The organism is Kitasatospora sp. NPDC005856 (genome assembly GCF_040629945.1).
Lineage (GTDB): Bacteria > Actinomycetota > Actinomycetes > Streptomycetales > Streptomycetaceae > Kitasatospora.
The window spans coordinates 62965-88040 of sequence record NZ_JBEXWT010000003.1 but is presented as its reverse complement, the minus strand read 5'-3'; the positions used below and the strand labels follow the sequence as shown (position 1 = coordinate 88040).

Annotated in this window: 21 protein-coding genes; 10 read left to right on the top strand and 11 right to left on the bottom strand. The window is 73.8% G+C overall.

Annotated elements, in window-relative coordinates; all coding sequences use genetic code 11:
• The first annotated feature begins 146 nt into the window (after window positions 1–146).
• Together ABZ449_RS03935 and ABZ449_RS03930 are read left to right on the top strand one after the other, a co-directional pair.
• Window positions 147–362, top strand: coding sequence for a hypothetical protein (locus ABZ449_RS03935; protein ID WP_360339691.1), 216 nt, complete (start codon window positions 147–149; stop codon window positions 360–362).
• Between the two features lie 8 nt (window positions 363–370).
• Entirely contained in the window at window positions 371–853 is a 483-nt protein-coding gene (locus ABZ449_RS03930; RefSeq protein WP_360339688.1) for a hypothetical protein, read from the top strand.
• A gap of 203 nt (window positions 854–1056) precedes the next feature.
• Here the strand turns inward: ABZ449_RS03930 and ABZ449_RS03925 are convergent, their stop codons facing one another.
• The gene (locus tag ABZ449_RS03925; protein ID WP_360339685.1) at window positions 1057–2652 is read right to left on the bottom strand and encodes a M4 family metallopeptidase; all 1596 of its coding nucleotides are present in this window, start codon (window positions 2650–2652) and stop codon (window positions 1057–1059) included.
• 270 nt (window positions 2653–2922) lie between these two features.
• On the opposite strand from ABZ449_RS03925, the gene tsaA reads away from it, so the two are divergent.
• The gene (gene tsaA, locus ABZ449_RS03920; RefSeq protein ID WP_360339682.1) at window positions 2923–3339 is read left to right on the top strand and encodes a tRNA (N6-threonylcarbamoyladenosine(37)-N6)-methyltransferase TrmO; all 417 of its coding nucleotides are present in this window, start codon (window positions 2923–2925) and stop codon (window positions 3337–3339) included.
• Window positions 3340–3404: 65 nt separating this feature from the next.
• Here tsaA and ABZ449_RS03915 read toward each other — a convergent pair whose 3' ends face one another.
• The 4 genes from ABZ449_RS03915 to ABZ449_RS03900 form a co-directional block, all read right to left on the bottom strand.
• Window positions 3405–4562 (bottom strand): hypothetical protein, encoded by a 1158-nt coding sequence (locus ABZ449_RS03915; RefSeq protein ID WP_360339679.1) that lies wholly within the window; start codon window positions 4560–4562, stop codon window positions 3405–3407.
• 512 nt (window positions 4563–5074) lie between these two features.
• Window positions 5075–6088 (bottom strand): DUF4073 domain-containing protein, encoded by a 1014-nt coding sequence (locus tag ABZ449_RS03910; RefSeq protein ID WP_360339676.1) that lies wholly within the window; start codon window positions 6086–6088, stop codon window positions 5075–5077.
• A 491-nt stretch (window positions 6089–6579) separates the two neighbouring features.
• Window positions 6580–7230, bottom strand: coding sequence for a hypothetical protein (locus ABZ449_RS03905; protein ID WP_360339674.1), 651 nt, complete (start codon window positions 7228–7230; stop codon window positions 6580–6582).
• A 537-nt stretch (window positions 7231–7767) separates the two neighbouring features.
• Window positions 7768–8238: a DIP1984 family protein gene (locus ABZ449_RS03900; RefSeq protein ID WP_360340015.1), complete on the bottom strand. Its 471-nt coding sequence runs from the start codon at window positions 8236–8238 to the stop codon at window positions 7768–7770.
• Between the two features lie 410 nt (window positions 8239–8648).
• Here ABZ449_RS03900 and ABZ449_RS03895 point away from each other — a divergent pair, with 410 nt between their 5' ends.
• Window positions 8649–10439: a beta-galactosidase family protein gene (locus ABZ449_RS03895; RefSeq protein WP_360339671.1), complete on the top strand. Its 1791-nt coding sequence runs from the start codon at window positions 8649–8651 to the stop codon at window positions 10437–10439.
• A gap of 202 nt (window positions 10440–10641) precedes the next feature.
• Here ABZ449_RS03895 and ABZ449_RS03890 read toward each other — a convergent pair whose 3' ends face one another.
• The 4 genes from ABZ449_RS03890 to ABZ449_RS03875 form a co-directional block, all read right to left on the bottom strand.
• Window positions 10642–11622 carry a hydroxyacid dehydrogenase gene (locus ABZ449_RS03890; RefSeq protein WP_360340012.1) on the bottom strand — a complete coding sequence of 327 codons (981 nt, stop codon included), beginning with the start codon at window positions 11620–11622 and terminating at the stop codon, window positions 10642–10644.
• Window positions 11623–11744: 122 nt separating this feature from the next.
• On the bottom strand, window positions 11745–12659 hold the full coding sequence (locus tag ABZ449_RS03885) for a carbohydrate ABC transporter permease (protein WP_360339668.1): 915 nt from the start codon (window positions 12657–12659) through the stop codon (window positions 11745–11747).
• Window positions 12656–13522: a sugar ABC transporter permease gene (locus ABZ449_RS03880; RefSeq protein WP_360340009.1), complete on the bottom strand. Its 867-nt coding sequence runs from the start codon at window positions 13520–13522 to the stop codon at window positions 12656–12658. The genes ABZ449_RS03885 and ABZ449_RS03880 overlap by 4 nt, the downstream gene beginning before the upstream one ends.
• Window positions 13523–13611: 89 nt before the next feature.
• Window positions 13612–14943: a sugar ABC transporter substrate-binding protein gene (locus tag ABZ449_RS03875; RefSeq protein ID WP_360339665.1), complete on the bottom strand. Its 1332-nt coding sequence runs from the start codon at window positions 14941–14943 to the stop codon at window positions 13612–13614.
• Between the two features lie 251 nt (window positions 14944–15194).
• On the opposite strand from ABZ449_RS03875, the gene ABZ449_RS03870 reads away from it, so the two are divergent.
• On the top strand, window positions 15195–17135 hold the full coding sequence (locus ABZ449_RS03870) for a DUF2264 domain-containing protein (protein WP_360339662.1): 1941 nt from the start codon (window positions 15195–15197) through the stop codon (window positions 17133–17135).
• Window positions 17136–17140: 5 nt separating this feature from the next.
• On the top strand, window positions 17141–17920 hold the full coding sequence (locus ABZ449_RS03865) for a sugar phosphate isomerase/epimerase (protein ID WP_360339659.1): 780 nt from the start codon (window positions 17141–17143) through the stop codon (window positions 17918–17920).
• A 160-nt stretch (window positions 17921–18080) separates the two neighbouring features.
• Here the strand turns inward: ABZ449_RS03865 and ABZ449_RS03860 are convergent, their stop codons facing one another.
• On the bottom strand, window positions 18081–19139 hold the full coding sequence (locus tag ABZ449_RS03860) for a substrate-binding domain-containing protein (RefSeq protein WP_360339656.1): 1059 nt from the start codon (window positions 19137–19139) through the stop codon (window positions 18081–18083).
• 282 nt (window positions 19140–19421) lie between these two features.
• Window positions 19422–20459 (bottom strand): LacI family DNA-binding transcriptional regulator, encoded by a 1038-nt coding sequence (locus ABZ449_RS03855; RefSeq protein ID WP_360339653.1) that lies wholly within the window; start codon window positions 20457–20459, stop codon window positions 19422–19424.
• Between the two features lie 109 nt (window positions 20460–20568).
• Between ABZ449_RS03855 and ABZ449_RS03850 the strand changes: the two genes are divergently transcribed.
• The 4 genes from ABZ449_RS03850 to ABZ449_RS03835 are packed head-to-tail and all read left to right on the top strand — an operon-like array spanning window position 20569 to window position 24810.
• On the top strand, window positions 20569–21723 hold the full coding sequence (locus ABZ449_RS03850; protein WP_360339650.1) for a Gfo/Idh/MocA family oxidoreductase: 1155 nt from the start codon (window positions 20569–20571) through the stop codon (window positions 21721–21723).
• Window positions 21720–22919, top strand: a complete 1200-nt coding sequence (locus ABZ449_RS03845) for a dihydrodipicolinate synthase family protein (protein WP_360339647.1) — start codon at window positions 21720–21722, stop codon at window positions 22917–22919. Before ABZ449_RS03850 ends, ABZ449_RS03845 begins: the two co-directional genes overlap by 4 nt.
• A complete protein-coding gene (locus ABZ449_RS03840; RefSeq protein ID WP_360339644.1) occupies window positions 22916–23737 on the top strand; it encodes a sugar phosphate isomerase/epimerase in 822 nt (273 codons plus the stop codon). Before ABZ449_RS03845 ends, ABZ449_RS03840 begins: the two co-directional genes overlap by 4 nt.
• A complete protein-coding gene (locus ABZ449_RS03835; protein WP_360339641.1) occupies window positions 23734–24810 on the top strand; it encodes a glycerate kinase in 1077 nt (358 codons plus the stop codon). Before ABZ449_RS03840 ends, ABZ449_RS03835 begins: the two co-directional genes overlap by 4 nt.
• The last annotated feature ends 266 nt before the right edge of the window (window positions 24811–25076 follow it).

Sequence of the window (25076 nt, the reverse complement as noted above, 5' to 3'; positions counted from 1 at the left end):
CTCCGAAAGTCCGTCGGGGGTTGCGCGGCCTCCCGAGGACAAGTCGTCCGTACTCGAACAGAGCAGTGGTCGTGCGGCGCGGGCGGTCCCGTGCGACGGTTGCTACGCCCATCAGCCAGGGCAACGGCACAACACCGGCAAGACAGATGACTGCCAAACGCATCGAACCGCACATGCTCGCCAACGCCGCGGCCCAGGGTGTCGCGATCGCGCTCGCCGCCCGCGGCGTTCCGGACGAGTTCGACTTCTCCGAGCCGATCATCGCCGGGCGCTTCCCCACGGATCTGTTCCAGGTCACGCTGGAGCAGGTCGACGGCGGGTTCGCGGTGAAGGACGTCCAGCCGTTCACGGCGCAGCGATAGCCTCCGCGATGCCACAGGACGAGGCGGACGAGGGCGCGGGGCTGCTCTGCCCGAGCGCGCCGGCCGAACCGGCTGGATCGGTCCTCATCGGAGTCGTGTCGGGCACACCCGGGGCACCGCGGGTCGTCCCGACCACGCACGCGGTGCCCGTCACCCTTGAGATCATCGAGCTGGCCCGGCCCGCCTCACCCGGCGAGGTCTTCCGCTTCGCCGGCGACTGCCACGAATCGCGCTGCGTCCACTTCAGGAACGCGGCCTGCCAGATCGCCGCCCGCGGCACCGTACTGCTGGACGAGGTGGTCGACCGGCTTCCGCCGTGCCCGATCCGTGCGCGGTGCCGCTGGTTCCACCAGGAGGGGCCGGCGCTCTGCCGCCGCTGCCCGCAGATCGTGACGGAGCAGCGCCGGCCCTCGTCGGAGATGCTGCGGATCGTCGATGAGAGCGACCCACCCGGGAGCCCCGGTACCAACCTCCGTGGTCAGAACAACTAGGTCCTGCGCCCGATGCCTCCCCCGGTCCGTGGGGAGCCCCGGCCCCGCCGGATCGGCAGCAGTGCTCGCTGTGACGGTCGTCGGGCTCGCTGAGTGATCCGCGCGGACCCGCCCGGCTGCGGCGCCACGACGGACGACGAGGCCGCAGCCCGAGAGCCGAGGCCTCGTCACGGTGAGCACCGTCACGTACCGGTCCGCAGTGGCTAGTTGACGCTGACGGCGCTCCAGGCCGCGGCGACCGCGTTGTACTCGGTGCTGCCGGCGCCGTACAGGTCGCGGGCGGCGTTCAGCGAGGCGGTGCGGGCGCCCTTGTAGGTGGTGGTGGAGGTCATGTAGACGGTCAGCGCGCGGTACCAGATCCTGGCGACCTTCTGGTTGCCGATGCCCGTCACGATGGACTGGTTACAGGTCGGGCTGTTGTAGGTGACGCCGTTGATGGTCTTGCTGCCGCTACCCTCGCTGGCGAGGTAGAACCAGTGGTTGCCGACGCCCGAGGAGTAGTGCACGTCGAGGTTGCCGACGCCGCTGCTCCAGCAGTCCGCCGAGCCGCCGTCCAGCGAGGGCTTGTCGAAGCGGCGCAGCCACGGCGGGGTGGACTGGTCGCTGAAGAGGTAGTCGGGGGTGTCGATCGGGTTGTTGGCGTACCACTCGACCATGGTGCCGAAGATGTCGCTGGTGGACTCGTTGAGGCCGCCGGACTCGCCGCTGTAGATCAGCCCGGCGGTGGCGCTGGTGACGCCGTGGGTCATCTCGTGGCCCATGGTGTCGAGGTCGACCTGCTCGGGGTCGGTGGTGCCGTTGCCGTCGCCGGTCTTCATGCAGAAGCAGGTGTCGGTCCACGAGGCGTTGTCCCACTTGGTGCCGACGTGGACGAAGACGGTGGCGGCCTTGCCGTCGTTCCTGATGCCGTTGCGGCCGTGGACGTTCTTGTAGTAGTCCCACGTCCAGGCGGTGTTGGCGTGGGCGTCGACGGCGGCGGTGGCGCGGTTGGTGGAGAACTTCTTCCCGTCGCCCCAGACGTTGGTGGTGCTGGTGAACGGAGTGCCGGAGCCTGCGTTGACCGAGCCGGCGGCGACGTTGTTGGCGTCCTTGGTGATGTGGCCGCGCACCGGGTCGGTGAGGGTGTAGCCGCCGCTGATCGGGGTGGTGTCGATGGTGATCTTGCCGGTGTACTCGGAGTTGCCGACGCCCGAGGCCTGGTAGTCGGCGTCGTACGCTCCGATCGGGTCGTCGGTGATGGCGTCGGTGACGACGACCCGTCCGGCGGGCCGGCCGTGGTCGCCGCTGCCCTCGACGGTGGTGCGCCAGGCGAGGTGGGGCGTGCCGTCGGCGGCCCAGATCACGAGTTCGGGGGTGCTGACGGCGTCCTGGATGCCGGGGACGGCGGCGAGCGCGTGGGCGGCGCTGACCTGGGCGGGCACCACCGGGACGGTGGACTTCACGGAGGGGTCGTGGGCGGCCGCACGGGTGGAGTCCCTGAACCGGCCGCGGGCGTCCTGGTGGACGACCAGGTCGCCGCCGACCACCGGCAGGCCCTGGTAGGTGCGGTCGAAGCGCACGTGCGAGGCGCCGTCGGCGTCGAGGACGACGTCCTTGGGCACGAGGTCCTGGCTCGGCCCGAAGCCGAACTCCTCAGCGTTGTGGGCGACGTTGGCGCGGGCCTGGGCGATCGCGGTGTCCCGCGGACCGGGGGCGGCGGAGGCGGAGGCCGTGGTGGTCGGGATCGCGAGGGCGAGGGCGGCGGCGACCGCCACGGCCACGGCGGCGAGGGGGCGGCGGGAGAGGGGGGTGGTGCTCACTCTGACTCCAGGGGTGGTAGCGGTGCGGGGAGAGAGCTACCACCGAGAGTGACGACGACTCGTCAAGTCTGACCAGAGGGGCGGACATACCGTTGCCAAGTCGTATCCTGGTGTCCAAAGTGATGGAACGTCACAAACCAGCCCATGCTTCCCTGCGGCGATCGAACGCCGCCCTTGGCGCCCCGGCTCACCGTCTCGGACAGCAAGCGTCAACGGCCGCCCGTCGGGAACGGGGAAGGCTGTGATGACGGCAGGTCAGTGGGAGGTGCGGTGACGGAGCGGGAGTTCCAGGCGCGGGCGATCGGGTGGGTGGAGTCGCCACTGGTGGAACGGGCGAGGGCCCCGAGACAGGGGGACGAGGGCGGGCCGGAGGCCTGGGTGGTGTTCGAAGCCGCAGTGGAACGGGGGTTGCGGGACCTGGCGGTTGGGCAGGAGGTCATGCTGCTGACCTGGCTGCACCGTGCGGACCGCGAGGTGCTGGCGGTCCATCCACGAGGGGACCGCTCCCGCCCGGAGACCGGCGTCTTCTCGACCCGCTCGCCCGACCGGCCCAATCCGATCGGGTTGCACCGGGTCACCGTCCTGGCGGTGGACGGTCCGCGGCTGCGGGTCGGGGGGCTGGAGGCGATCGACGGCACCCCGGTACTGGACGTGAAGCCGGTGCTGCCCGGGCCCTTCGAGCGGTAGCCGCCGGAGGGCGTCGGGCGGGGGACGTCGGGCGGGGGACGGCGGCGGGTCGGGCGGGCCGCGGATCAGGCGGGCCAGCGCAGTACCGCGCCGAGGCCGCCGGGCGGGCCGTCGAGGGTCTCCGGCACGGACAGGGCCTCGGCCGCGCAGGCCGTGGCGGCGCGCAGCAGGGCGTCGGCGGCGGGGGCCTGCTGCGGGTGGCGGACGCCCATGTCGCGAAGGTCGGCCCGGTGGACGCCGAGGTGTTCGGGTTCGGGGCCGGTCCACACCGGTCGCTCCGGGTCGTGGCCGCCGGTCTGGAGCAGCAGCGCGGCCAGCTGGTGCTGGCGGGCGGCGCTCACCACGGCGGGGATGCCCTGGGCGGCCTGGCCAGGCGCGGTCTCGGTGCCGGTGGCGTCGGTGCGGTGTTCGCCGGGGCGGCCGACGCCGGTGTGGAAGACGTCCAGCAGTGCGGCCAGGTGCCGGGTGCGGTGCTCCGCCCAGGCGTCGGCGAGGCGCCGATCGAAGGCGTCCCTGGCGGCACCGCCGGCCCCGGCGCCGCCGGCCAACTCGACCGTTGCCACCAGAAGTTGCTGCGGGAGCCGGTCGTGGACGGCGCGGCGCTCGCGGGCTCCGCCGGTGAGGACGAGCAGGTGGGCTCCGCTGTGTGGCCAGGTCCGGGTGAGGTGCTCGGCGACGATCCCGGCGGTGCGCTCCCAGGTGTCCTCGACCCGGTGCCGGTAGTGCCACTCGTAACGGTCGGTGGGCGGGGCGCGGTGCCCCCGGCCCTGCCACTGCGGGCTCTTGACCGTGCCCATCGGCTCGCCGCGCCCGAGTTCGTAGCGTTCCAGGTGCACCCCGGTGCGGTCGACGGCGGCGACCAGGCAGGCGGGGACCGCGTCGTCCAGCAGGCCGAGCAGTGGGCCGGTGTGCGCGAGCGCGGCCCAGGTGGCCGAGACGTCGGGTGGTGAGGCGGCGAGCGGCACGTCCAGTGCCACCTCGCCGTCCGTCGCGAACAGCGCCCGCCCGGGCGGGGAGCCGGTGGCGGGCACCCCGGCCAGGTGGTCGCGGACGGCCGCGCAGGCGGAGTCGTCGGCCCCGGCGTCGGCCAGTCGCTGGACGGCGGCGCGGTCGATCAGGGCCCGGCGCCGGACGGCGTCCTCGGTCGCGCGGGAGGTGTCGAGATAGACGGAGGCCCAGGGGCCGGAACGGTCGAGCAGAGGAGTGAGGAACGCGAGGTCCATGGCGACTTCCCGTGGTCGATGGACGAATCGTCGGTGGTCAGGTGGTCGGTGGGCAGGTGGTCGGTGGTCGGTGGTCAGAGGGTTGACGGAAGGGGCCGGTGACCGGGCGGATCGGCAGGTCGGCGGCCTGTGCTCAGCGCCCGAAAGGGTGCCGGATCCGGCCTCCCGGGTGCGTCGCCGTCTCCTGGCCGCCCGCCTCGGCGCGCCGCTCCTCGGGCGGCACGGGCATCTCGACGGGGCCGGTCCTGGCACGTTCCGCGGGCGGAGAGACCGGTCGCGCCGGACGCCGCCATCAGCAGAAGTCCCAGCAGCAACACGGGGACCCCCTTCCGTCCTGATCCCGGCCCCCTCGTTCCGTCGCGCCTACCCGCCCCAGGCGGCCCGTAACGGAGAAACCGCGGCTGTCGAGCAGGCCGGGTCGGGCGGCGCGGCGGTGAGCTTCAGGCCGAGCTCGACGCAGGAGGGGACGGCCCGAAGCAGCGTGCTCCGGCCGCCCCCTCGGGGCCCGCTGGTCAGATCCGCGTGGACAGCGGCACGGATATCCGCTTCATCCAGGCGCCGGTCGCGAAGTCACGAGCCCTGATGACGACCCGGTCGCGGTACACATCCACCTGGAGCCCCTGGTTGAAGTGCCCGGGGACGGTGACCTCTCCGCCCTGCCCGTTGTCGGCGAAGCCGGTCTGCACGGCGCCGGTGTTGATCACCGAGAAGCCGTCGAGGTTCGCGGTGCCCGGCACGATGCGGCGCACGTACCAGTCGGAGAGGGTCAGGTCCCAGTGGGTGTGGCCGCTGAAGAGGAAGACGTCGCGGTAGCGCCCGAGGAGGCCGAGGAGGCGATCGGGCTGGAGGTAGTCGCTCATGTAGATCTTGCTCCGGGTGCCGGAGACGGTGTCGGGCAGCGGGTGGTGGGTGATCACCATGACCGGCTTCCGCCGCCGCGCCCAGTACTGCAGGCGGTCCTCCAGCCACTGGAACTGCGCGTCGCTGATCCAGACCTCGTCCCACAGGGCGTTGTCGTGGTACTTCATGTAGCGCTCGGTGCCGAGGGTCAGGACCGGGATGCCGCCGAAGGTGGTCTCCGCGTAGATCGTGGACCGCTTGGCGAACCGGTGGAAACCGCGGAACAGGGAATCCTCGGTGGTGCCGTTGGGCCAGGTGCTCTGGGCGAGCGTGTTCGGGTCGGCCCACTTCGGGACGTAGAACTCGTGGTTGCCGATCGCCCAGGCCACCTCGGGCGGCTTCGGCCCGTGGTCCAGCACCTTCTGCACGTCGGCGTACTCGAAGTCGTAGCCGCGCGGCGTGATGTCCCCGGCGACGGCCAGGCCCGACGACTGCGGGTTGGTGGCCCTGATGTCCTTCAGCGCCTGGGCGAAGTCGCCGAGGTCGCCCTGGATGTCACTGATGACGTTGAACGTGCTCACCAGCCCGCCGTTGCCGTCGCCCGGGTCCGCCTCGGCGGTCCCCTGGGCGAGACCTCCGAGAACCAGTGCTCCGGCGGTGGCGCCGAGCAGGATCCTGCGTTCCATGGAAGTTCCTTTCGACTGTCGCGCGGGCTCGAGGGAGCGTCGGCCGCGCGGTTCGGACCAGACCCGTTATCAATAAGCGATCAAGTGGGCGGCCAGGTGAACGGGCACTGTCGGGCGGCCCCTGCGCGGATTTCACACGTTGAGCAGAGCCTGCGGGCGGCCGGGTTCACCGCGCTGGAGTGGGTGCCCCTGGAGGTGTCCGAGGCCGGGATCCGCGCGTTCGGCGCGGACTTCTGGGCGGACCTCCTCGCCCATCCGCCCCTGGAGATGCTGCGCTGCCGCGCCTGAACCGCCGGGCGCACTGGCCGTCGCCCCGGCCCTCCGGTCCCCGGCCCCTCGGCGGGCGGGGGCCGGGGACCGGGCCGGGCGAACCCCTCGGAACGGTGGCCCACTCGGCGAAGCGGACCTCCGGGAGGGCCGCCGAGGGCCCGTCCGGCAGCCGGCCCGGGCGGTCGGCTGCGTCGACGCGGGCGTGGCCCGCCCCTGGGTGACTACTCGAGGACGAGGAGGGTCGCCACCGTGTTGCCCTCGGCGTCCAGGCAGAGGATCGTGTTGGACCCGTCCGGGTCGGCCAGTATGCCCAGCACCGTCCCGGTGCCGGCCTCGTCCGGGATCATCAGCCAGCCGTTGGCGAAGTCGCCCTCGACCGGTTCCACCGGCCAGTCGGCCGGGTCGATCGAGGCCCGCTGGAGCATTTCGCGGAGGTTCTCCAGCCTCCATTCGTCGCCCCCGGCGGCGCGCGCGTGCAGGGTGGCCCAGGCGCGCTTGAGCATGCCGGTGGACGGTGCGATCCAGGCGCTGCTGGGGTCGGCGTGCAGCACGGCCAGGCCCGAGGGGGTCGCCTGCCGGTCGCCGCACTCCTCGGTCCGGACCGGAACGGTCTCGCCGGGGTGCACCAGGGCGGCCACCGGAGACCGGGGCGCATCCTCGCTGAAGACCAGGTAGACCGGCGTGCCGCCGGGCCGCATCGGGAAGCCCGAAGCCTCGGGCCCCAGCGGGTCGTAGATCGTGCCGTGGCCGGCGGTGCCGTGGATCAGGCCGGCCCGCTCGATCCGCCAGCCGTCGATGGTCCGCGTCTCCTCGGACGGATCGGTCAGGGCCGTGGTCAGTGCGGGCAGGTACTCGAAGTCTTCGTCGTCCATCCGGTCTTCCCCAGAACTCGTGCTCGTCGGTGACCGGGAGCCTAGACCGCGCCTCCGACACCCGGTTTCCCGAGGTCGGGGCCGCACGGTACGCGCCGTCAGGGGCGGGTTCGTCCGGGCACGGACGACGGACCGGTGAAGGAGGCCACGGCACCCGAGAGAGCGAACATCGGACCGAAGACGACGTCCTGCGTTGCCGACCGGTCGAGCGACGGTGTACCGAACCGACGACCGCACATCCGGAGGAGGCGACCGCCGACTCGCGGACGCGTCCGCCGGCGGTCGCCGTCCCCCGGGTGGTGCTGCGATGTGGAAAGCCCCGAACCCGCCCTCGCCGCCCCGGATCTGCACGTGGTGATGTGCTGTGTGCTGTGCACCTTTACCTGTGCACGGTGCTGAGCTGCGCCGTTGATGGGGAGTCGAACCCCCGCGTTGCTCTTCACGCGCCAGGAGTGGACCGGAAAACCGCCGGTCCTCGGTGTGTGCACGCCTCCGGAGCCGCTACCTGCTCCACATCGCCGTCCTCGGCCGGACCGCTCAGTCCAGCAGGTCGACCTCCCAGTTCGCGTGCTGGATCCGCATGTCGACCTCGCGGATGTCCCGGGCGAGCGCGTCCGCCCGGCCGCGCAGTTCCGCGACCGGAAGCGCGGAGAGCATCACCAGCTCGGACCGGAGCTGGCGCCCGTAGGCCCGCTCGCCCTTGCCCGCCGCCGCGTCCGCCGCCGCGGTGAGCACGGAGTGGCGCAGCCGCAGGACGTCCCGGCGCGCGAGGGCGTCGGTGAGCGTGCCGTCCGGGCCCATCTCCACCGTCGCGTTGGTCCGGTTGATCCGCCGGATCAGCGACTCCAGGGTGTCCAGCACCTCGCCGGCCTCGGCCAGCAGCTGGGTCGCGTCCTCGGCGGGCGCCTCCCCCTCCTGGTACCGCGAACTGCTGACGACGCGGTCCCGCAGCTGTTCCACCCGGCGCGTCGCCTCCGCGCGTTCCGCCAGCGCCTCGGCAAGCTTCACTGTCCCCACCTCCCACTCCATGAACTCGCACGAGTATACGAGCGCGACCCGGCCCGTACGCACCTGGTTTTTCGCCCCGCCTGCCCCCTGACCAGCCATGGGACCGGAAGCGGGCGTGCACGCCACCCCCCGGGCGAATGGCCCCGGTCCGACGCGGCGGGCCCGCCGGTCCCCCTCCGCCCGGCGACGGACCACCGCCGTTCGTCGTTTCCCGTCACTCGTCGCCCCAGCACGGGCGAACACTGAGGGAAAGCGCTTTCCAAGCCGTCCCGGACTGGGTAGGCTCGGCCATCGTGGCAGGCCCCCTGCCTGCCCTTCCGCAGCGTGCCGTGCCGCGGCCCCGCCCGTCTGCGGGGCCGGCCGGCCGATCGCCGCGCCCTCCCCAGAAACCCTCCGAAAGCTGGCCCCTGATGCTCGACCACGACGAAACCGGGTACCTCCGGGACGGGGCACCGCACCGCGTCGTCTCCGGTGCCCTGCACTACTTCCGTGTCCACCCCGACCTCTGGGAGGACCGCCTGCGCCGGCTGCGCGCGATGGGTGCCAACACCGTCGACACCTACATCCCCTGGAACTTCCACGAGCTGCCCTCCGGCGCCTACGACTTCACCGGCTGGCGCGACCTCGCCCGCTTCTGCCGCATCGCCGGGGAGCAGGGCCTCGATGTCATCCTGCGCCCCGGCCCCTACATCTGCGCGGAGTGGGAGTTCGGCGGCCTGCCGGCCCGGCTGCTCGCCGCCGAGGGGATGCGGCTGCGCTGCGCCGACCCGGCCTACCTGGCCGAGGTGGACGGCTGGTTCGACGCCGTCGTTCCGGAGATCCTGCCGCTGCTCGTGAGCCGGGGCGGCCCGGTGGTGGCGGTACAGATCGAGAACGAGTACGGCAGCTTCGGCGACGACCGCGCCTACCTCCTCCACCTGCGCGACGGCCTGCTCGCACGCGGCGTCGACTGCCTGCTGTTCACGGCGGACGGCGCGGAGGACGCGATGCAGCAGGGCGGCGGCGTTCCGGGCCACCTCGCCACGGCCACCTTCGGCTCCCGGCCCGCCGAGCGCTTCGAGGTGCTGCGGCGCTACCAGCCCCGGGGCCCGCTGACGGCCATGGAGTTCTGGATCGGCTGGTTCGACCACTGGGGCGAGCCGCACCACGTGCGCGACGCCGCCGAGTCCGCCCGGGCACTGGACGACCTGCTCGCCACCGGGGCCTCCGTCAACCTCTACATGGCCCACGGCGGCACCAACTTCGGTTTCTGGGCCGGCGCCAACCACACCGGCACCCGCCCGTTCGACCCGGGCTACCAGCCGACCGTCACCAGCTACGACTACGACGCCCCGATCGGCGAGGCCGGCGAACTGACCGAGAAGTTCCACGCCTTCCGCGCCGTCATCGGCACGTACGTACCACTGCCCGAGGGCGAACTGCCCGCGCCCGCGCCGCGTGTCACCCCGCAGCGCGTGCGGCGCCGCGCGGCCTCCGCCCGGCTGCTGGCGAACCTCGACGCCCTGTCCGAGCCGGTGCGCCGCCCCGCGCCCGAGCCCATGGAGAAGGTCGGCCAGTCCCTCGGCCTCATCCACTACCGCACCCGGATCTCCGGCCCGCGGCCGTCCATGCCGCTGCGCCTCGACGGCATCGGCGACCGCGCCCACGTGTTCGCGGACGGCCGGCCGCTCGGCGTCCTGCACCGCGACGCCCCGGAGCAGACGCTGCCGCTGGAGGTCGGGCCGGAGGGCGTCGTGCTCGACATCCTGGTCGAGGCGCTCGGCCGGGTGAACTACGGCCCGCTGCTGGACGACCGCAAGGGCATCGTCCGTGGCGTCTCCCACGGCCACCAGCGGCTGTTCGACTGGGAGATCCGCCCCCTGCCGCTCTCCGACCTCGGCCGGGTCCGCTACGAGGAGACGGACGCGGCGGTCGACGCGGACCCGGCCTTCCACCGGTTCGAGGCCTCGCTCGCCGAACCCGCCGACGCCTTCGTGGCGCTGCCCGGCTGGGGCCACGGACTGCTCTGGCTCAACGGCTTCCTGCTCGGCCGCTACTCCGCCCAGGGCCCGCAGCGGACCCTCTACGCCCCGGCCCCACTGTGGCGGGAGGGCGTCAACGAGCTCGTCCTGCTCGAACTGGACGTCCACGGCAAGGAGATCGAGCTGTGCGACCGGCCCGACCTCGGGCCGCTCGCCGCCGCCCCCAGCTCCGAGTTCTGAGCGCCGCGGCCCCCCGGCTCGCTCCACCGGCCCGTCGGCGGTCGTGCCCCTGTGGGGAGCACGGCCGCCGACCGCCGTTACGGGGAGTACGGCCGCCGAGCGCCGTTACGGGCAGGGGACTTCGCCGGGAGAAGCCGAGGGCCGCAGGAGTCGGGAGACTCCTGCGGCCCTCGGGGCACCGCCGGACGGGGCTGCCGCCCGGTCAGGCGGTGCGGTCCAGGTCGCCGCGCAGCACCGGGTGGGCGAAGGGGCTGCCGTCCGCGTAGCGGGCCAGCTCGTCCGCCGCCGCGGCCGCCATCCGCCGCAGCTCGCCGCCGAGCGAGCCGGCGACGTGCGGGGTGAGCAGCACATTGGGCAGGTCGTAGAGCGGCGAGTCCTCGGGCAGGACCTCCGGGACGGTGACGTCCAGGACGGCGTCGAGACGGCCCGCGACCAGCTCCTCGACCAGGGCGTCCTGGTCGATCAGCGACCCTCGGGAGGTGTTGACCAGCGTCGCCCCGTCGCGCATCAGGGCGAGCCGGCGGCGGTCGATCATGTGCCGGGTGCCGGGCAGTTCGGGCGCGTGCACGCTCACCACATCGCTGCGCTCGCACAGTTCGTCGAGCGTCACCGAGCGGGCGCCCAGTGCGGCCGCCTCGGCCTCGTCCACGTACGGGTCGTGGAGCAGCAGCTCCAGGTCGAAGGGGCGGAGCAGTTCGAGGACGCGCCGCCCGATCCGGGAGGCTCCGACGATGCCCGTGGTGCGCCGGTAGTTGCCGGCGTCGGGGTAGGCGGCCTGCCAGTCGTGCGGGGCCCGCCGTTCGCGGTAGTCGGCGCTGACCCGCAGCAGTTGCTTGTTGGCGAGCAGCACGTTGGCGACGGTGTACTCGGCGACGGGCAGGGCGTTGGCCCAGGCGGCCGAGGAGACCTGGATGCCACGCTCCCAGCAGGCCTCGGTGACGTGGTGCTTGACCGATCCGGCGGCGTGGACGACGGCGCGCAGCCGGGGCGCGGCGGCGAGGACGGCCTCGTCGAGCGGCGGGCAGCCCCAGCTGCTGACGATCACCTCGGTCTCGGCGAGCACCGCGGCCGCCTCGGGGCCGGTGAAGTCGTCGACGACGAGAACCGGGTCGAGCTCGGCGAGGGTGGTGAGCCGGTCCATGGTCTCGTCGTCGACCAGTCGGCCGACGAGGTCCGGGGTCATGGCCAGCAGGGCGCGCGGGCGCCGGCGCGGCGAGGTGACTGAACTCCCGTACGCGGCGGTCGGGTTCGGCGGGTTGGACACGTGGTTCTCCGGCGCGGTCGGGGAGTTGGCGGTCTGGTGGGTCACTTGACGCTTCCCGCGGTCAGGCCGGCCTTCCAGTGGCGCTGGAGGGCGACGAACGCGACGACCAGCGGCACGACGGCCAGCAGCGAGCCGGTGACGACCAGCGGGTAGAACTCGGGGAACGCGTGGGTCTGGGTGTTCCACGAGTAGAGCCCGAGGCTGACCGGGAACAGCCGGTTGTCGGAGAGCATCACCAGCGGCAGGAAGAAGTTGTTCCAGATCGCGGTGAACTGGAACAGGAACACCGTGACGAAGCCGGGCATGACCATCCGGAGCCCGATGGACCAGAAGGCACGCAGTTCGCTCGCGCCGTCCGTGCGGGCGGCCTCCAGCACCTCGCCGGGGATGTAACCGGCGCAGAACACCCGGGAGAGGTAGACGCCGAAGGGGTTCACCAGGGAGGGCAGGAAAACCGCCCAGAAGGTGTTGGCGAGCCCGAGTTCGGAGGCGAGCAGGTACATCGGCAGGGCCAGGGCCGTGGTCGGCACCAGCACGCCGAGCAGGACCAGCCCGAACAGCTTCTCCTTGCCGGGGAAGGCGTACACGTGGAAGGCGTAGCCGGCGGCGACGCAGACGAGGGCGCAGAGCAGGGCCCCGATGCCGGCGTAGAGCAGCGAGTTGAGGTACCAGCGGAAGTAGATGCCGTCGCCGGTGGTGGCGAGGGCGTGCAGGTTGGCCCCGAGGTTCCAGTTGGACGGCGTGAGGCCGTGGCCGCCGAGGAGGTCGCCGGTGTTCTTGGCGGCGGCGGTGAGCAGCCAGCCGAGCGGCAACAGGGTGTAGGCGGCCGCCAGCACGAGGGCGCCGTTGACGGCGGCCTTGGAGAGCGTCCAGGGCGTGCGCGGGGCGCGGTCGCGGCCGGCCCGGGCGGTGCGCTGGCGCGGGCGGGTGTCGCGTTCGGGGGCGAGGGAGGTCATGCCGAGTCCTCCGTCCGGCGGGCGGGGCGGGTGCGGGTCGCCCAGGTGACGAGGAAGGACAGGACGGCCGCGGTGAGGGCGAGCAGCACCGAGGAGGCGGCGGCGAGGCCGTAGTCGCCGCGGTCGAAGGCGGCCGTGTAGGCGTACATGTTGGGGGTCCAGGTGCTGACGACGCCGGGCGAGGCGCCGTGCAGGATCATCGGTTCGGTGAACAGCTGGAGGGATCCGATCACGGTGAACAGTCCGACCATCACGATCGAGGCGCGGATCAGCGGGATCTTGATGCTGAGGACGGTGCGCAGCGGGCCGGCGCCGTCCACGATCGCGGCCTCCAGGACCTCGCGCGGGACGGCCTGGAGCGCGGCGTAGAAGATGACGGTGTTGTAGCCGACCCACTCCCAGAGCGCGATGTTGACCACCGCGGGCAGCGGGTTGCCGAGCAGGTCGGGGCTGCTCCCGGCGGAGTTCAGCGCCTCGATGACCGGGCTGATGCCGGGGGTGTACAGGTACATCCAGATCAGGGCGGCGATGATGCCCGGCACGGCGTGCGGCAGGAACAGCGCGAGCTGGAAGAAGCGGCGGGCGCGGGCCAGCGTGGAGTCCAGCAGCAGCGCGAACACCAGGGACAGGCCGACCATCAGGGGGATGTACAGCAGGCAGTACAGGGCCGTGGTGCGGAAGCCCTCGAGGAAGGCCGGGTCGCCGAGGGCGCGGGTGTAGTTGCCGAGGCCGGTGAAGACCGTCTCGATGCCGCCGAAGCCGAGGCCGGAGCGGTGCTCCGTGTAGAGGCTGAGGTGGACGGCGTACCCGATCGGGACGAGGGTGCAGGCGGTGAAGAGGATCAGGAACGGCGCGAGCAGCAGGGCGGGCGCGCCGTACCGCCCCGGCCGGCGCCGCCCGCCGGTGGGGCGGGCGGGCGCGGTGCGGGCGGCGCGGTCGGTTGGAGCGGTGGTCACTGGGCGACCTTGATTCCGCGGTTCTTCAGCTCGGCGACGGTGGCCTGCTGGGCGGCGTCCACGGCGGACTGGATGGTGCCGCCCTGGGTGAGCTTGCCGAAGGCGTCCTTGAGGGAGGTGTTGGTGGCGCCCATGGCCGGGCCCCACTGCCAGCCGGGCTTGATGGACTTGGCGGCGTCGGCGTAGATCGCGTAGACGTCCTGGCCGCCGTAGAAGTCGGTCTTGAAAGCGGCCTGGGCGACGGAGACCAGGGCCGGGGCGGCCGGGTAGGCCGAGGAGGTGCCGGAGGCGATGCGGGCGTTGAAGCCTTCGGGCGTGCTGGTGGCCCAGGTGGCGAACTCCACCGCGGCCTTGGCCTTCTTGCTGTTCTTGGAGACCGCGAAGGTGGTGCCGCCGACCATGCCGCTGGCGGGGCTGCCGTCCCAGGTGGGGACGGGGGCGACGGCCCACTTGCCGGAGGCGTCGGGGACGGTGCCCTTGAGGACGCCGCCGCCCCAGGAGGCGCCGAGGTAGCCGGCCGTCTCGCCCTTCTGCAGGGAGGCCGTCCACTGCTGGCTGAAGGACGGCATGACCCGGACGAGGTCGTCGCTGATGAGCTGCTGCCAGTAGTCGCCGACCTTCTTGCTCTCCGGGCCGGTGGCGTCGACCTTCCAGGCGTCGCCCGAGCTCTTGAACCAGTGGGCGTCGGCCTGCCAGGCCATGGCCTCGAAGGTGGTCGGGTCGTCGGGGAAGAAGGTGGCGATGCGGGCGTCCGGCTGGGCCTCCTTCAGCTTCTGGGCGGCGGTGCGGAACTCGTCCCAGGTCTTGGGCGCGGTGATGCCGGCCTTGTCGAAGAGGTCCTTGCGGTAGTAGAAGGCCTGCGGCGAGGCGTCCAGCGGCAGGGCCCAGGTGGTGCCGCCGAGGGTGGTCAGCTCCAGGGCCTGGTTCAGGTACTTGGCCTTGACGCCGTCCGTGACGAGCTTGCCGATGTCCTGCACGGCGCCCTGGCTGACGAAGTCCGGCAGCTGCGAGTACTCGACGTTGAACACGTCGGGCGCGTTGCCCGCCTTGACCGCGTTGGAGATCTTCGCGTAGCCGCCGGCGACGCCGGAGGGGATCTCCTCGTAGGTCACCTGGATGTTCGGGTGGGTGGCGTTGAAGGCGGCCACGACCTCCTTGGTGCCCTTGGCCCAGCCCCAGAAGGTGAGGGCGACGGGCTTGCCGTCCTCGGAACCACCGCTCGAGGCGTCGCTGCCGCAGGCCGCGAGGGACGTCACGCAGAGGGCGGACGCGACGAGCGCGGCGGCCAGGCGGAGGGCTCTGCGGACACGGGTGGGGGTGGTGGACATGGCTCGTCTCCCGTTGGAGGGGGTGTGAGGGGTGTGGCCATCCTGGGACCGCGCTTCGATCGAAGTCAAGGGCTATGGATCAAATGATCCGTTTCGATCTGGCACACCCGGCAACGTTCAGGCTTCTTTACGGGAAAGCACCCTTTCCGCGATGTTTACCCCTGTCCATTCAGATCATTTGATCATTATCATGGGCGATCGATCTGGGTTCTGCCCGGATCCGATCCCCGCCCCCGTCCGAGGAGCCCGGCATGCCTCCGTTCGAGCCACCGCCCGAAGACCGCTCGCTCAGCCCCGTCACCGGCTGGACCAGGGTCCACTGGGAGGCCGCCGCGGACGGCCTGCTGGCCGCCGTCCGCCGCCACGCCGGCCCCGAGCACGCGCTGATCGGGCTGCCCGGCGACCGTCCCAGCTGGTCGGGCCCCCGCTCGGACGGCCTGGAGGGCTACGCCCGGACCTTCCTGCTGGCCGCCTTCCGCGTCGCGGGCGCCGGCGGTCACGACCCCCACGGGCTGCTCCCGGCCTACGCCGAGGGGCTCGCCGCCGGCACCCGCCGCCCGACCACCGAACGCGGACTCACCGACGCCGACCCCGTCTCCTGGCCGATCGTCACCGACCGGGGCCAGGCCATGGTCGAGGCCGCCTCGATCGCCCTGGCCCTGCGGATCACCCGCCCCTGGCTCTGGGACCGCCTGGACCGCGACGTCCGCGAACGGGCCGGCACCTGGCTGGCCCGCGCGCTCCACCGAACGCCGGTGGACAACAACTGGTGGCTGTTCCCGCTGACCGTCGGCGGCTTCCTCGCCGAGGCGGGCATCGACGTCCCGGCCGCCGAACGGGCCGTCGAACGCGGCCTGGCGCGGATCGAGACCTGGTACCGGGGCGACGGCTGGTACACCGACGGGCGCCCGCGCGCCTTCGACCACTACAACGGCTGGGCCTTCCACCTCTACCCCGTCCTCCACGCCCACCTCGGCGGCGACCGGCAGCTGCTCGACCTGTACGGCGGCCGGCTCGCCGCCCACCTCGACGCCTGCGCCCACGCCTTCGGCGCCGACGGCGCCCCCGTCCACCAGGGCCGCTCGCTCACCTACCGCTTCGCCGCCGCGGCCCCGCTGTGGGCCGGAGCGCTCACCGGCCACACCCCGCTGCCCCCGGGCACCACCCGCCGGCTCGCCTCCGGCGCCCTGCGGTACTTCCTCGACCGCGGCGCGCTCGACGCCGACGGCCTGCTCACCCCGGGCTGGCACGGGCCCTACCCTCCGATGGTCCAGCCCTACTCCGGTCCCGCCTCCCCGTACTGGGCGAGCAAGGGCTTCCTCGGGCTGCTGCTGCCGCCCGACCACCCGGTCTGGACGGCCGTCGAACAGCCCGGGCCGGCGGAGCTCGGGGACGCCGTGCGGCCCCTCCCCCGGCCCGGCTGGCTGATCCAGTCCACCGCCGCCGACGGCCTCGTCCGGCTGCACAACCACGGCAGCGACGACCAGCCCGCGGACGAGGTGCTGCCCGACGACCCGCTGTACGCGCGCCTCGCCCACTCCACCGCGACCGGCCCGGTGCTGGACGGGCCACCGGACAACCACTTCGGCCTGGTGATCGACGGCGCGCTCACCGAACGCGGCCGGATCCGGCCGCTCGGCGCCGGCGACGGCTGGGCCGCCTCCGAGCACCGGCCCCGGGCCTGCGGCGAGGAGTTCCCCGGGGTCGTCGTGACCTCGCTCCTCCTCGCCGCCGGGGCCGAGGAGGTGCACGCCCACCTGGTCACCGGGGCCGAGCCGGGCACCGAGGTCCGGCACAGCGGCTGGGCGGTGGCGGGCGACTCCGTCGAGACCGCCGTGGACGGGCCGCTCGCGACCGCCGTCGCCACCGGACCGGACGGCGGGCGGCTCGTCTCGCTGCTGCGGCACCTGGACGGCTACACCACGGCCGCCACCGACCCGCTGCCCTCCGGCACCGCCTTCGGCCCGGCCGGCGCGGTCCCCCGGGTCTCCGGACGGGCCGCCGGCCCCGCCGCGCTGTTCGTCAGCACGGCACGGCTCGCCCGGGGCACCGCACGGCCACCCCGCACGGCCGTCGAGGTCCGCACCGAGCGGACCGCGCGGGGCCACCGGCTCCACGTCCGCTGGCCGGACGGCGGGCGGCACACCGCCCTGATCACCGCCGGCTCCGTCACCGTCCGCCGGGAGGACTGACCGCCGTGCGACCCGCCCTCTCCACCCTGGGCCTGCCCGGCCGCCCGCTCGGCGAAGTCCTCCGGCTCGCGGCCGAGCACCACTGGCAGGGACTCGAACTGCGGTGCGCGCCCGGCGAACCGGTGCACCCCGCCATGACGGCCGGCGAACTGCGCAGCGCCCGGCGGGAGTTCACCGCCCACGGGATCACCCCGCTCGCCGTGGCGTCCTACCTCGGCGTCGCCGCGCCGGGCGACGACGACCGGCAGGCCGCCGCCCTGGTCGACCACCTGCGGCTGACCGCCGAACTCGGAGCGCGCCACCTGCGCGTCTTCCCGCACGGCACGGGGTCCGCGCCGGACGCGGACGACCGACGGGCCGCCCGGCGGCTGGCCGCCGTGGCCGACACCGCCCGCTCCCTCGGCATCCGCGTCCTGCTGGAGACCCACGACTCGCACCGCACCGGGCGCGACGTGGCGCGGGTGCTCGACCTCGTCGGGCACCCGGCCGTCGGCGCGCTGTGGGACCTGCTGCACACCCACCTGGCCGGCGAGAGCCCGGCACAGAGCCTGGCCGCGCTCACGCCCCACCTCGGCTACGTCCAGGTCAAGGACGTCGCGGGCGAGGACGACCTCACGCCGATCGCACTGGGGGCGGGCGTGCTGCCCATCGGCGACTGCGTGCGCGCGCTGCCGGCGGACTGCTGGGTGTCCTGGGAGTACGAGGCGCCCTGGTACCCGGCGGCGGCCCCGCTGCCCGCACTGCTGGGCCCCGGCGCGGCCTACCTCGCCGGGCTCACGGCCTGAGGCCGGACCGCCCGGACCGCCCGGCTCGCGGCCCGGCACCCGGACTGCACTGGGCTGGTCCGGGCGGCGCTGGGCTGGGCTGGGCCGTGATGGCTGGTCCGGCCCCGGGCAGGCCCACGGGCCGACGGGCCGGGAGCCCCTGCGCCCGGTCCGCCCCGCCTCAGCCGGACTCGCCCGCACCCCCGCAGGAGGTGCGGACCTCCAGCGAGGGCAGCAGTTCGAGGCGGTGGACGGGCAGCGAGGAGCCGAGGTCCAGGCGGCGCAGCAGCAGTTCCACGGCGGCCGCGCCGACGGCCCGCTTGGGCGGCGCGACAGCGGTCAGCGGCGGCGCGGCGAGGGCGGCGAACACGTCGTCGTACGCGATCAACGCCACGTCGTCGGGCACCTGGAGGCCCCGGGCCCGCAGCAGTGGCGGCAGCTGGATGGCGTCCTGGTCGTTGTGCACCAGGACGGCCCGCACTCCCCGGCCGACGGCCTCGGCGATCCGCTCGGCGACCGCCTCGGAGTCGACGCCGGGGCGGCGGATGTCGATCACCGGCTGCGCTTCCAGCCCCAGCAGCGCCGTTCCCTCGGCGTAGCCGGCCCGGACCTGGTGCGCCGTCCAGGTGTCCTCCCGGGCGACCAGCAGCACCGAACCGTGCCCGAGCGCGACCAGGTGGCGCAGGGCGAGCAGGACGCCGTGCCGGTGGTCCGAGCCGACCGAGTCCAGCGGCGCGCCCTCCCCGTCGGCGGGCGGGCGGCGCTCGACGAGCACGGCGGGCACCGGGAGCCCGCCGGTCCACAGGCCGCTCTCGCCGCCGGCCGGACGCCAGTTGGGGGTCAGCAGCAGGCCGTCCACCCCGGAGTCGAGCAGCTGCCCGACCTGGGCGCGGTCGTCGGCCGACTCGTACGGGGCGATGGCGAGCACCAGGCGCGCACCGGCATCGGCGGCGGCCGCGCGGGCGCCGCCGACCACCTCGTCGAAGTACGAGCCGACGGTGGGGACGAGCATGCCCAGGACCCGGTGGGCGCCCTCGGCCGCGGTGGGCTTGGGGCGCGGCAGCGAGACGGCGCCGTGCGAGCGGTGCAGCAGCCCGTCGTCGGCGAGCACCGCCACGTCGCGGCGCACGGTGACGGCCGAGAGGCCCATCCGGGCGGCGAGGTCCACCACGCGTACCGTCCTGAGGTCGCGCACGACCTCGAGGATCTGGGACCGACGCTCCTCGGCCGTGATGGTCATGGCTTCCTCCTGCATGCCCCGTGCCGCACGGCATCTGATCAATCTGTGTTCGTTCAATCGAAACTCGATCGAACGAACACAGCTGTGCCGAGTCGATCAGAACCACCGTACCGGTCGGAGGGTCGTCCGGTCAGCTCCTCCCGCGTTCCCGGCCTGCGGAAACCCCTCCCGGACCGACCCGATCGCCCTGATCACCCCGATCGCCGGGACCGGTCACCGGCGCCCACCGGCGGTGGGCTCACCGGGCGGCCGGCACCGTCGCGCGGCCGGCCGCTCCCCCGTTCACCGATCCTGCCGGAACGGCGCCCCGGTGCTCCCCCGCAGCACGACCTCGGTCGGCAGGGTCAGCCGGTCGGGCCGCTCGCCCCCGTCGGACTCCAGCGCCAGGGTGACGGCACTCGCGCCGAGCCGTTCCAGCGGCATCCGCACCGTCGAGAGCGCCGGCGCCACGTCCGCGGCGAACGGGATGTCGTCGAAGCCGGCCACGGACATCCGGCCCGGCACGTCCACCCCGCGCTCCCGGAGTTCGCCGAGCACGCCGACCGCGCAGACGTCGGACAGCGCCAGCACGGCGGTCGGCCACTGCGCCTGCGGGCGGTCGAGCAACCGCCGCACCGCCTCGCGGCCCCCCTCGCGGGTGAACTCCACGTGCTGGACGGTGCCTTCGGCCGGCTCGAGGCCCGCCTCGGCGAGGGCCTCGCGCACCCCGGCGAGCCGCTCCATCGGGACCCGCAGCCGCTCCGGCCCCGTGATCACCGCGAACTCGCGGTGCCCCAGGGCGAGAAGAGCCCGGGTCAGGTCGGCCGCGCCACCGCGGTTGTCCGGCAGGACGGCGTCGTAGCCGGGGCCGTGGTCGGTGATGGTCGCGATCCGCCCGCCGTCCGCCCGGTAGTCCGCGAGTGCCGCGTCGACGGCCCGGACGGCGGCCGGGTCGGTGTGGGCGGATCCGGCCAGGACGATGGCCCGTACCCGCTGGCCGTGCAGCATGCGGATGCCCCGCACCTGCGTCTGCGGATCCCCGTCCGTGTTGATCACCAGCGGAAGCAGCCCGGCCTGCCCGGCCGCGTCGGAGACCCCGCGGGCGATGGCCGAGAAGTACGGGTCGGCCACGTCGTGCAGCAGCACGCCGACGTTGGCCGTGGCGGACCGGGCGAGCGCCTGGGCGGGGGCGTTCGGCAGGTACCCGAGGGCGTCGGCACTGGCGCGGACCTTCGCGGCCAGTTCCCCGCCGACCGTACGGGCCGAGCCGTTGAGCGCGCGGGAGGCCGTCGCGAGCGAGACGCCGGCGTGACGGGCGACCTCACTGAGGGTGACACCCATCGACCGTTCCCCGCTTTCCTCCGCCACCTGCATTGACGTGCGCAGCATATCTCCATAACCTCCGGGAAAGCGCTTTCCCACTGATGCCGCAAGCAGCGGAGGACCACGCATGACTCAGAGGACGATCGGCGTCGTGATGAACGGCGTCACCGGACGGATGGGCTACCGCCAGCACCTGGTGCGCTCGATCCTGGCCATCCGCGAGCAGGGCGGTCTCGCCCTGGAGGGAGGCGACACCCTGTGGCCCGAGCCGATCCTCGTCGGCCGCAACGCCCACAAGCTCCGGGAACTGGCGGACCGCCACGGCCTGACGCACTGGACGACCTCGCTGGACGAGGCACTGGCCCACCCGCTCGCGGAGATCTACTTCGACGCCCAGGTCACCCCGGCCCGCGAACCGGCCCTGCGCGCCGCCATCGCGGCCGGCAAGCACGTCTACACCGAGAAGCCGACCGCCGAGTCCCTCGACGCCGCACTCGAACTCGCCCGGCTGGCCCGGGAGGCCGGGGTGTGCAACGGCGCGGTGCAGGACAAGCTCTTCCTGCCCGGCCTGCTCAAGCTCAAGCGGCTGGTGGACGGCGGCTTCTTCGGCCGCATCCTGTCGGTGCGCGGCGAGTTCGGCTACTGGGTGTTCGAGGGCGACTGGCAGGAGGCGCAGCGCCCCTCCTGGAACTACCGCGCCCAGGACGGCGGCGGCATGATCCTCGACATGTTCCCGCACTGGCGGTACGTGCTGGACCAGGTGATCGCACCCGTCCGCTCGGTGTACGCGCACACCGCCACGCACATCCCCGAGCGGGTGGACGAGCAGGGCCGCGCCTACCCGGCGACGGCCGACGACGCCGCCTACGGCATCTTCGGGCTGGAGGGCGGGATCACCGCCCAGATCAACTCCTCCTGGGCCGTCCGGGTCGACCGCGACGAACTGGTGGAGTTCCAGGTCGACGGCACCGAGGGCAGCGCGGTCGCGGGGCTGCGCGACTGCCGGATCCAGCACCGGGCCGCCACCCCGAAGCCGGTGTGGAACCCTGACCTGCCGGCCACCGAGCGGTTCCGCGAGCAGTGGCAGCAGGTCCCGGACAACGGCGAGTTCGACAACGGCTTCAAGGCGCAGTGGGAGCTCTTCCTGCGGCACGTCGTCACCGGCTCCCCGTACACCTGGGACCTGCTGGAGGGCGCCAAGGGCGTCCAGCTGGCCGAACTCGGCCTGCGCTCCGCCCGCGAGGGCCGCCGCCTCGACGTCCCCGAGCTGGAGATCCGATGACCGAGCTGAACCTCCCCGGCCTCGGCCGCCACCGGCTGAGCACCCCCGAACCGCTGGACCTCCCGGCGCACCCGCCGCGGAGCCGCACGGCCTTCGCCGCCGCGCACGTCGTCGCCGACCCGCTCGGAGACAACACCCCCGGCGCCCCGGCGGCCGTCGACTGGGACGCCACCCTCGCCTTCCGCCACCACCTCTGGTCCCTGGGCCTCGGCATCGCCGACGCCATGGACACCGCCCAACGCGGCATGGGCCTGGACTGGGCCGCCACCCGCGAGCTGATTCTCCGCTCCGGCGCGGAGGCCCGCGCCTTCAGGGAGGCAGCGCGAAGCGCTTCGGACAAGGGTGGTGGCGGGCGACGGGAGGGAGGCCGGCTCGCCTGCGGCGTCGGCACGGACCAGCTCACCGACCCGGCCGCCGGTCTCGCCGACATCACGGCCGCCTACGAGGAACAGCTCGCGGTGGTCGAGGAGGCCGGTGCGCAGCCCGTCCTGATGGCCAGCCGCGCCCTGGCCGCGCGGGCCCGCGGGCCGGAGGACTACCTGGCGGTCTACGGCCGGCTGATCGCCCAGGCCGGTCGGCCGGTGATCCTGCACTGGCTCGGCGAGATGTTCGACCCGGCCCTGGCCGGCTACTGGGGCTCCGCCGACCTGGACGCCGCCACCGCGACGGTCCTCGCGCTGATCCGCGAGCACCGCACCCACATCGACGGCATCAAGGTCTCGCTGCTCGACGCCGAGCGGGAGATCGCGCTGCGTCACGCCCTGCCCGAGGGCGTCCGACTGTACACGGGCGACGACTTCAACTACCCGCGGCTCATCCGGGGCGACGAACTCGGCCACAGCGACGCGCTGCTGGGCGTCTTCGATCCGATCGCCACCCGTGCCGCGGCCGCCCTGCACGCCCTGGACGCCGGCGACCCCGACCGGTACGACGCTCTGCTCGCCCCCACGCTCCCGCTGGCCCGTCACCTGTTCTCGGCGCCGACGTACCACTACAAGACGGGCATCGTGTTCCTCGCCTGGCTGGCCGGTCACCAGAGCCACTTCACCATGGTCGGCGGGGCGCAGAGCGGCCGTTCCGTCGTCCACCTGGTGGAGCTGTTCCGGCTGGCGGACGCCGCCGGGGTGCTGCCCGACCCGGACCTGGCGGCGCACCGGATGCGGCGGTTCCTCGCGGTGGCGGGGGTGGAGGCGTGAACCGGCTCTCGCTGAACCAGATCACCACCAAGGGCTGGAGCCTGCCGGAGGCGGTGCGCGGCTGCGCGGCGGCCGGTGTCACGGCGATCGGGCTCTGGCGCGACAAGGTCGAGGAGGTCGGCGTCGCGACCGCGGCCCGGCTGGTCCGTGAGGCGGGACTGGCCGTCAGCAGCCTGTGCCGGGGCGGCTTCCTCACCGCCGAGGGGCCGGAGGCCCACCGGGCGGCGCTCGCGGACAACCTCCGCGCCCTGGAGGAGGCGGCCGAACTCGGCACCGACACCCTGGTGATGGTCGTCGGCGGGGTGCCCGAAGGCAGCCGCGACCTGGCCGGGGCACGGGAGCGGGTGGCCGACCGGCTGGCCGAACTCGCCCCGTACGCCGGTGACCTGGGCGTGCGGCTGGCGATCGAGCCGCTGCACCCGATGTTCTGCGCCGACCGGGCCGTGGTCTCCACCCTCGGCCAGGCCCTCGACCTGGCCGAGCGCCACCCCGTCGAGCAGGTCGGCGTCGTGGTCGACAGCTACCACGTGTGGTGGGACCCGGACCTCGCCGGGCAGATCGCCCGGGCGGGCGCCCGGATCGCCTCGTACCAGGTCTGCGACTGGACGCTGCCCCTGCCCGCCGACGTTCTGCTCGGTCGGGGCCACGTGGGCGACGGCCACATCGACTTCGGCGCGCTGACGGCGATGGTCACGGCCGCCGGCTACACCGGCTGGATCGAGACCGAGATCTTCAACCAGGAGATCTGGGACACCCCCGGGGACGAGACCCTCGCGACGGTCGTCGAGCGCCACCGCGCGCACGTGATGGTCGCATGAGGGTCGTCCTCGCCCCGGACTCCTTCAAGGGGACGATCACGGCGACGGACGCCACCCGGGCGCTGGCCGAGGGCTGGCGCTCGGTGCGGCCGGACGACGAGCTGATCGCGCGTCCGATGGCGGACGGCGGCGAGGGCACCGCCGCCGCCGTCGCGGCCGCCCTGCCCGGCACCACCGAGCACGAGGTCCCCGGCTGCACCGGCCCCGACGGCCGACCGGTCACCGGGCGGTACGCCCTCCTCCCCGACGGCACCGCGCTGGTGGAACTCGCCGTCGCCAGCGGGCTGCCGCTGATGTCCCGCCCCGCACCGCTGACCGCGACCACCCGGGGCACCGGCGAGAGCATCGCGGCGGCCCTCGACGCGGGCGCGCGCCGGCTGACGGTCGCCCTCGGCGGCTCCGCCTCCACGGACGGCGGCGCCGGGCTGCTCTCAGCGCTCGGCCTGCGGCTGACCGACGCCCGGGGCCGGGAACTGCCCGACGGCGGCGGGGCGCTGGCGCGGGCCCACCGGGTCGACACCATGGGCCTGCGCCCGGCGCCGTCCGAGGGCGTGGTGCTCCTCACCGACGTCACGAATCCGCTGCTCGGCCCGGACGGCGCCGCCGCCGTGTACGGCCCGCAGAAGGGCGCGGGCCCGGGCGAGGTCGCCCTGCTCGACCAGGGGCTCTCCCGGCTCGCCGAGCTCCTCGGCACGGACCCGGCGCGGACCGGCTCCGGTGCGGCGGGCGGCACCGCCTACGGCCTCGCGGCCGTGTGGGGCGCCGTCGTCCGGCCCGGCGCCCGCGCCGTGGCCGACCTCCTCGGCCTCGACCGGGCCGTCGCCACGGCCGACCTGGTGATCACCGGTGAGGGCCGGTTCGACGCGACCAGCCTGCGCGGCAAGGCGGTCGGGGAGGTGCTCGCCCGGGCCGCGCGGGCCGGTGTCCCCGCCCGGATCGTCGCGGGCGAGTCGGCCGACGACCGGGTCCTGACCCTCAGCGCGCTCGCGGGCGACCCGGCCGCCGCCCGGGAGCACGCCCGGGCGTGGCTGGTCCGTGCCGGCGCCCGCCTCGCCCAGGACGCGCGGGGCTGAACTCCCGTCGTCCCGCGCGGCCGGCCGTCCGGTCGCGCGGGACGACGACCGGCGTTCCGGTCCGGGCATCCCGCGCCCTCGGCCACCTCGACGCGATCGCGCCGCCTGCTTCCTTCGCACGCTCCCGCATCCACACCATGGCCGACCGGCGTTCACCTCAGCCGTCTTTCGGCCATCTGTGCGAAAGGTCTGTTCGCCGCCACGGCGCGCCCCTAGAGTGGCCGCCATCCTCCACAAGTGGCCATTTCTTCACGCCACTTCACCGA

Coding starts and splice junctions, on each gene's coding strand:
- ABZ449_RS03935 (WP_360339691.1), top strand. CDS start 147: ATGACTGCCAAACGCATCGAACCGCACATGCTCGCCAACGCCGCGGCC.
- ABZ449_RS03930 (WP_360339688.1), top strand. CDS start 371: ATGCCACAGGACGAGGCGGACGAGGGCGCGGGGCTGCTCTGCCCGAGC.
- ABZ449_RS03915 (WP_360339679.1), bottom strand. CDS start 4,562: ATGGACCTCGCGTTCCTCACTCCTCTGCTCGACCGTTCCGGCCCCTGG.
- ABZ449_RS03910 (WP_360339676.1), bottom strand. CDS start 6,088: ATGGAACGCAGGATCCTGCTCGGCGCCACCGCCGGAGCACTGGTTCTC.
- ABZ449_RS03905 (WP_360339674.1), bottom strand. CDS start 7,230: ATGGACGACGAAGACTTCGAGTACCTGCCCGCACTGACCACGGCCCTG.
- ABZ449_RS03895 (WP_360339671.1), top strand. CDS start 8,649: ATGCTCGACCACGACGAAACCGGGTACCTCCGGGACGGGGCACCGCAC.
- ABZ449_RS03890 (WP_360340012.1), bottom strand. CDS start 11,622: ATGACCCCGGACCTCGTCGGCCGACTGGTCGACGACGAGACCATGGAC.
- ABZ449_RS03885 (WP_360339668.1), bottom strand. CDS start 12,659: ATGACCTCCCTCGCCCCCGAACGCGACACCCGCCCGCGCCAGCGCACC.
- ABZ449_RS03875 (WP_360339665.1), bottom strand. CDS start 14,943: ATGTCCACCACCCCCACCCGTGTCCGCAGAGCCCTCCGCCTGGCCGCC.
- ABZ449_RS03870 (WP_360339662.1), top strand. CDS start 15,195: ATGCCTCCGTTCGAGCCACCGCCCGAAGACCGCTCGCTCAGCCCCGTC.
- ABZ449_RS03860 (WP_360339656.1), bottom strand. CDS start 19,139: ATGACCATCACGGCCGAGGAGCGTCGGTCCCAGATCCTCGAGGTCGTG.
- ABZ449_RS03855 (WP_360339653.1), bottom strand. CDS start 20,459: ATGGGTGTCACCCTCAGTGAGGTCGCCCGTCACGCCGGCGTCTCGCTC.
- ABZ449_RS03850 (WP_360339650.1), top strand. CDS start 20,569: ATGACTCAGAGGACGATCGGCGTCGTGATGAACGGCGTCACCGGACGG.
- ABZ449_RS03845 (WP_360339647.1), top strand. CDS start 21,720: ATGACCGAGCTGAACCTCCCCGGCCTCGGCCGCCACCGGCTGAGCACC.
- ABZ449_RS03835 (WP_360339641.1), top strand. CDS start 23,734: ATGAGGGTCGTCCTCGCCCCGGACTCCTTCAAGGGGACGATCACGGCG.